Annotated in this window: 4 protein-coding genes and 2 pseudogenes; 4 read left to right on the top strand and 2 right to left on the bottom strand. The window is 61.0% G+C overall.

The features are described from left to right. Positions 1–275 (bottom strand): annotated as a pseudogene (locus EN935_RS17280) (hypothetical protein); the annotation flags it as partial. A gap of 368 nt (positions 276–643) precedes the next feature. Here EN935_RS17280 and glmM point away from each other — a divergent pair. The 3 genes from glmM to EN935_RS17265 all read left to right on the top strand — a co-directional run bounded on the left by glmM (position 644) and on the right by EN935_RS17265 (position 4191). Continuing rightward, entirely contained in the window at positions 644–1996 is a 1353-nt protein-coding gene (glmM, locus tag EN935_RS17275; RefSeq protein ID WP_109664793.1) for a phosphoglucosamine mutase, read from the top strand. 254 nt (positions 1997–2250) lie between these two features. Then, a complete protein-coding gene (locus EN935_RS17270; protein ID WP_109665444.1) occupies positions 2251–3111 on the top strand; it encodes an outer membrane protein in 861 nt (286 codons plus the stop codon). Positions 3112–3315: 204 nt separating this feature from the next. Continuing rightward, positions 3316–4191, top strand: a complete 876-nt coding sequence (locus tag EN935_RS17265; protein ID WP_126066718.1) for an outer membrane beta-barrel protein — start codon at positions 3316–3318, stop codon at positions 4189–4191. 135 nt (positions 4192–4326) lie between these two features. On the opposite strand, the gene EN935_RS17260 is transcribed toward EN935_RS17265, so the two are convergent. Continuing rightward, positions 4327–5358 carry a helix-turn-helix domain-containing protein gene (locus tag EN935_RS17260; RefSeq protein WP_127264459.1) on the bottom strand — a complete coding sequence of 344 codons (1032 nt, stop codon included), beginning with the start codon at positions 5356–5358 and terminating at the stop codon, positions 4327–4329. A gap of 685 nt (positions 5359–6043) precedes the next feature. Between EN935_RS17260 and EN935_RS42805 the strand changes: the two are divergent. Then, positions 6044–6589: pseudogene (locus tag EN935_RS42805) on the top strand (hypothetical protein); the annotation flags it as partial.

The following is a 6589-nucleotide window of genomic DNA, read 5'->3' as shown; positions in this document are numbered from 1 at the left end:
GCCTTGGCCGCCTTGGCCGGTTTCGTCTCGGCAGCCTTCTTGGTGTCGGTTGCTTTCTTGGTATCGGCTGGCTTGGCGTCGGTCGTGGCCGCAGCGTCGGTGCCGCACTGGGCCTTGCGGAACTGGTTCCAGGTCGCCCCGGCGAGTGTCCCCGCATCCTTGGCGGCGTTGTACTTCGTGCTGCACTCGGCCATCGTCAGTGCGTTGGCTGGCGCGGCCAGGAACAAGGTCGCGACGGCGAGGCCGGTCAAAGTGGCAAGTCGGTGGATGAGCATAGCGTTTCTCCGTTGCAGCAGCCCATGATACGTCCCGGCGAATCAATAACGCTCAACGATCGGTTGCGCCAGATGCTAAGTGGCGTATATATCGCCGAAAGCCGTCTTCTCCCGATAAGGTGATGAAATCGTTGCCCGTTGCCAGCTTCAGAGCAAGATTTTCCAGGTGCATCTGCGCTGAGAGGCTCGCATGACTGGTATATTGCAGCATGGCAGTCTCAGCATGTTAGGATGCAGCCATGTTGTGTGCAGTGCACAACAATGATTTTCTAAGGATTGGTAACATATAATCACACACTGTGATCATAGCGCCCTGGCCAATTGTGGCATGACGTGCCGGGGAAGAAACGTCGAGGAAACTGGCTAGCATGGCAGGGAATTATTTCGGCACGGACGGCATTCGCGGGCGCGCCAACAAGTTTCCGATGACCGCGGAAATTGCGATGCGGGTCGGCATGGCCGCCGGCCTCTCCTTCCAGCGCGGCAGCCATCGCCACCGCGTCGTGCTCGGCAAGGACACCCGGCTTTCCGGCTATATGATCGAGAATGCCATGGTCGCCGGTCTCTGTGCCGCCGGCATGGACGTGTTCCTGCTCGGCCCGATCCCGACGCCGGCGGTTGCCATGCTGGTGCGTTCGCTGCGCGCCGATATCGGGGTCATGATCTCGGCCTCGCACAACCCCTACTACGACAACGGCATCAAGCTGTTCGGACCCGACGGCTACAAGCTCTCCGACGAGATCGAGGAGCGCATCGAGAGCATGCTCGACAAGGATATCGAACTGACGCTCGCCGATTCCGACGGGCTTGGCCGCGCCAAGCGCGTCGACGGCGTGCATGACCGCTATATCGAATTCGCCAAGCGCACCTTGCCGCGCTCGATGTCACTCTCCGGCTTGAGGATCGTCGTCGATTGCGCCAACGGCGCGGCCTACAAGGTGGCGCCCGAGGCGCTGTGGGAACTGGGCGCCGAAGTCGTCGCCATCAATGTCGAGCCCAACGGCTTCAACATCAACAAGGAATGCGGCTCGACCCATCCCGCCGGCCTGCAGAAGAAGGTGCACGAAGTGCGCGCCGACATCGGCATCGCGCTCGATGGCGATGCCGACCGCGTCGTCATTGTCGATGAAAACGGGGCGATCGTCGATGGCGACCAGATCATGGCGCTGATTGCCGAATCCTGGCACCAGAGCGGGCGGCTTGCTGGCGGCGGCGTCGTTTCGACGGTCATGTCCAATCTCGGCCTCGAGCGCTTCCTCGGCGACATGAAGCTGCAATTGCACCGCACCAAGGTCGGCGACCGTTATGTCGTCGAGCATATGCGCGCGCATGGGCTGAATGTCGGCGGCGAACAATCGGGCCATATCGTGCTGTCTGACTTTTCGACCACCGGCGACGGCCTCGTCTCGGCGCTGCAGGTGCTGGCCTGCATCAAGCGGCAGGGGCGGCCGGTCAGCGAATTGTCGAAGAAGTTCGAACCGGTGCCGCAGCTTCTGAAGAACGTCCATATTTCCGGCGGCAAGCCGCTCGAGGAAGCGCCGGTCAAGGCAGCCATCGAAGACGCCCGTCACCGCCTCGGCAAGGCCGGGCGGCTGGTTATCCGGCCCTCCGGTACAGAGCCGCTGATCCGTGTGATGGCCGAGGGCGACGACCCGCAACTGGTCGAGTCCGTCGTCAATGGCATCGTTGACATCATCTCGGAAACGCGCAGCGCCGCCTGATCCCAGCGCGCCCGGCAGGGCGTCGCCGCATACAGCTTCACCAGTTCAAAGCCCGCCCTCCTGGCGGGCTTTTTTCGTTCGCCGGCGGGTGCTCCGGGATTTCGAAAACCATGCGCCGATCCCTCGAAGTTTCGAGATTCGTGGTTAAGCAACAGGGTTAAACGCCTTTTAACCTTTGCACTTCATTATCCACGACTGAAAGCCAATTGCATTCGGACGCGATGGCCGTTCCGAACTTCTCAGGGGTGACAAGCATGTTCAATACAGCAAGAAAGGTCCTGCTCGCCTTACTGTTCGCGGGCTTGGCAGGACCGTTGTTCGCAGCCGACCTGCCGGAGCCGGTGGTCGAAGAGGCTCCGCCTCCGGCCGTCTACGAGCAGCCGGCCGAAGTTGGCGGCTGGTACATCCGCGGCGACATCGACTATCATAAGTCGACCGTGCGCGGCATCGACTACATGACCTACACCGTCGATCCCTGTAACTGTACGGTCACACCCGGCAGCCAGAGTTTCGATTTCGGCAAGCTCAAGGGCGGTTTCTCGCTCGGCGCCGGCGTCGGCTACAAGATCAACGACCATTTCCGCACCGACCTGACCGCCGACTACTGGTTCAAGTCGAACTTCAACGGTCAGACAACTGGCACGGCTGGCGGTTCGCCGGTCATTGTCACGTCGGCTGAGTCGTCGAAAATGAGCGCCCTCCTGCTCCTGGCTAATGCATATGCCGATCTTGGTACCTATCATGGCATTACGCCTTACGTCGGCGCTGGCATCGGCGGCGCGCATGTCAAATGGGATACAGTCTATGACCCGACGCCGGGCGCTACCGAGACCAATCCCGGCAGATCCAGCTGGCGTTTCGCCTACGCTCTGATGGCTGGCGCTTCCTACTGCCTAACCGACAAGATCATCCTCGATGCAGGCTACCGCTTCTCCCATATCCAGGGCGGCCGCATGTTCGATTGGAATGTGGGCAGCTCCGGCCCCGGCTTCGACCGTGGCATCAACACGCACGAAGTACGCGGTGGCCTGCGCTATCAGTTCGGCGGCAACAATGGTTGCGCCGCGCCGGTCGTGGCCTACCAGCCCGAACCCGAGCCGATCTACACGAAGTAACACTTGCACTGCCTGAAAATTCGCGAACCGCCCGGCATCGACCGGGCGGTTTTCGTTTGTGCGTTTCGGATGAAATTCTTGAAAATCAATCTGCTAACGCTCCGTTAGCCTTAACCGGCACTTAACCACTATGGTTAACAATGCTCCTTGAAACGATGGCCGCCGTTGCAATGCTTGCGGCGCCAAATTCGGGAGTCGGGGACCATGAAACTCACATTGCGTATGGCGCTTGTCGCACTCGCCCTGGCACCGCTGACGCCCGTGCACGCAGCCGACTACGATCCGCCGATCTATGTCGACCAGGCGCCCGACTATGTCCCGGTCGAGGTCGGTTCCGGCTGGTATCTGCGCGGCGATATCGGCTACGCCTTCAGCCATCCTTTCGACAATCATCAAGACGCTTCGGGCTTCTCATCGAGCAGCACCCTGTTCGATGGCAGTGTAGGCATGGGCTATCATTTCAACGACTATCTGCGGGCTGAATTAAACTTCGGCATCCTGCCATCGAACAAGTTCGGCGATGAACTGGTGACGACTTGCGATGGCTCCATCACGACAACGGTAACAAGCATCGCAACCAGCACCATTGTCAGCCAGACCAATGCCGCTGCCGCTCCGCCACCGCCTTGCAGGGGAACGAACTTTGCAAACAACAAGGCCTATAGCCTGATGGCCAATGGCTATGTCGACCTAGGTACCTATGTGGGGATCACGCCGTATCTCGGGGGCGGTGTCGGGTTGGCGTACAGCAAACTCAGCAGGGCGATTGGCGCGCGCGATTGCGTTCCGACAACCACCACGAGCACGGCCGGCGGCCTACAGACTGTCCAACAGTTCAATTGCGACGATCCGGCCGGTTACGAGGGAGCCGTAACATCGAAGTCAAGCTACGATTTTGCCTATTCCCTAGCCGCGGGGCTTTCCTATCAGGTGACAAAAAATGTGTCGGTCGACCTCGGCTACGAATACTTTGCTGTACCCGGCATGAAATATGTCGCCTATGACGGCGGTGCTTTCGGCATCCACAAGGGGGTGAACTATCAGTCGGTCAAGCTCGGGCTGCGATACGACCTCTGGTAGCGGTGTTAGAAGACGGCATTTGTAGCGGCGAGCCTCTGGCTCGCCGTTTGCTTTTCTGATGGTCAGCATTCTTCCTGCGTCTCGGAGGTCTGGCGATGAACCGATAAATGCGCTGGATCGGCAATCGCGTGTGCGTCATCCCAGCCTGTTCATCAAGCCAAGCTGCTGTGAGTATTCGGCAAAGTGTGCCTGCACATGCGCGAGACGTTGACCGGCGAGTTCCTCCCTTTGCTGCCGAACGTCACTCGGCGTCATGTCGAAACGGGCACGGAAGGCGCGCAGGAACTGGCTGCTGCTCGAAAAGCCCAGCCCGTGGGCGATCTCGATGATCGAGCGGGACAGACCGCCGATGTGCATGAGTTCGCGGCACGCCGCATCCAGCCGCTTTTCCTTCACGACCCTGGCGACGCCACCATCGGCGGCAAACACCCGATAGAGATGGGCGCGTGAAACCCTGAAGCGGCGCATGAGCAGCGTTGGGCCAAGCTCAGGCTCGGTCAGGTTGGCATCGATGAAATCCAGCACGCGCCGGCGCAGCACTTGGGCGAGGGCGGGATCACTCGTGGCGCCGTCGGGCAGCTGGCGCGCAAGCCCGCAAGCAAGCAGTTCCATTGCCGCGTCCTCCATGGCCAGCGCGTCGGCGCGTTCCATTTCCGCCGACACATCCGAGAGGCTGACGATGAAATCCGCCAGAAGCCGCGTAAGGGGAGCGCCTTTCCTGAGCACCACGCCGTGAAGGCTGCGTCCACCCGCTGCCTTGTCCACCCGCTCGCGCGGGAGCACGATGGATATGGTCGCGCCCTCATGCACCCGGCTTTTGAAATTCCGCGTGAGATCGAAAACGCAAATGTCGCCGGGACCGACCAAAATCGACTGGCCGTCGCAGTCGCCTTCAAGCGTACCGGCGATGAACAGCTGGACCAGATATTGGTCGAGCCCGCCTTGCAGGACGATGCGTCGGTCGCGGCGATATTGCTGCTGGTTGAAGCTGGTCGGCCCAATCAGCAGCGAGCCTATCGCCCGCGACTTCAAGGAGCCTTCGAGTGTGGCATTGCTGCCTTCCGGATGCTGCGTGGTCTCGAAGAACGGCCGCGTGATCTCGCGCCAATATTCGGTGCGCAGGTCCGATTGAACAAGATCCGTAGAGAGGAGCAATCCCTCCTGCACGATAGGCCTCGTCCATGTGCGCCGAGGCGCTGAATACACTTGCTGTGACAGGCTGGATCACTGCCGTGGCCGGCAGGTTCACGGTGTGTAGCGCTATCGTGATTCTCCTGCCGCCTCAATGGCTTGGTGCTCAAGCCGGGGTTTGCCTGGTGAGATGAGACATAGTGCGTGGATAAATGAGACATGGCGCTACGGTCACTCGTCCGGTTCCACGCTACCCTCCGGGCGCGGCGGGCATGACGGAGGGGGCAGGCTGTGCGGCAGCCTGCCGTATGCGCCCCGCAATCCCTGACAGGAAGGCTCGTATTTGAATATCGAATCCGGAGCCTTCAAGGCGGCTTCCGGCAGGGAGTAGCCATGCCTATCCGTTCAAAAAACTCTCTCGTCGAACACCGGCCTGGCCCGGCCTTGCGGATGCGTCGGCTAGGCTCCAGTGCTTCGTATTCCACCTTGGCTCGCGCCACCGTCATCGTGGGGCCGTCGTTCGGCCCTGTGCCTTACAATGTCAGCTATTTTTAACCGCTGGCGGAATATATAATTCCGTACATATGTGTCCATAGTGGTTTATGTACAGCTTTAATGGCGAATCTGGGGTTTTCTCGTGAACAATCGTAAATCTGATTCGGGCATATCCTCTGTATTAGATGGCTATAATTTTCTAAGTCGCCGAGGTTTTTCTTCGCCATTGCTTGGTGCTGTCTCGGTCGCGGCGCTGCTGGCATGCGGTGTCGCAATGCCGCAAGGCGCCTATGCGGCAGACGGCGGGCAGGGCATTTCCACCGCCTCAGGCGTCAAAGGTGGTGCGGGCGGTGTCGACGGCACGGCGGCCGAGGCCGAGGGTACGAAAGGCCCGGCTGGTGCGTCCATCACAGGCGGCGGCGGCGGCGCGACCGACCTGACGACGGGCAACGGCCAGGCCGGAGGCAATGCGAAATTGCTCGGCGGCGTCAGCGCCACTCGTCCGACCAACGGTGGGGCCGGTGCCATTGGTCTGGCAACGGTCAGTGGGGCGGTTTCCGGGGGCAATGGCGCCGGCAACCTTGGCTCCGGGATCGCCGGTGGCGGCGGTGGCGTCGGCCTGTCCACGACGATGGATCTGACCGTGCAGGCGGGCGGCGCGGTAAAAGGCGGCGCGGGCGGATCAGCCGGCCCATCCAGCGGCGGCGGGGGCGGTGGCGTCGGCGGGTTTACTTTCGCCGGTGTCACGATCGACGCCCTGGGCACAGTTACC

It is taken from the genome of Mesorhizobium sp. M7D.F.Ca.US.004.03.1.1 (assembly GCF_003998635.1).
In the GTDB taxonomy this organism is placed as follows: Bacteria; Pseudomonadota; Alphaproteobacteria; order Rhizobiales; family Rhizobiaceae; genus Mesorhizobium; species Mesorhizobium loti.
This window is presented reverse-complemented; position numbering and strand designations above follow the sequence as displayed.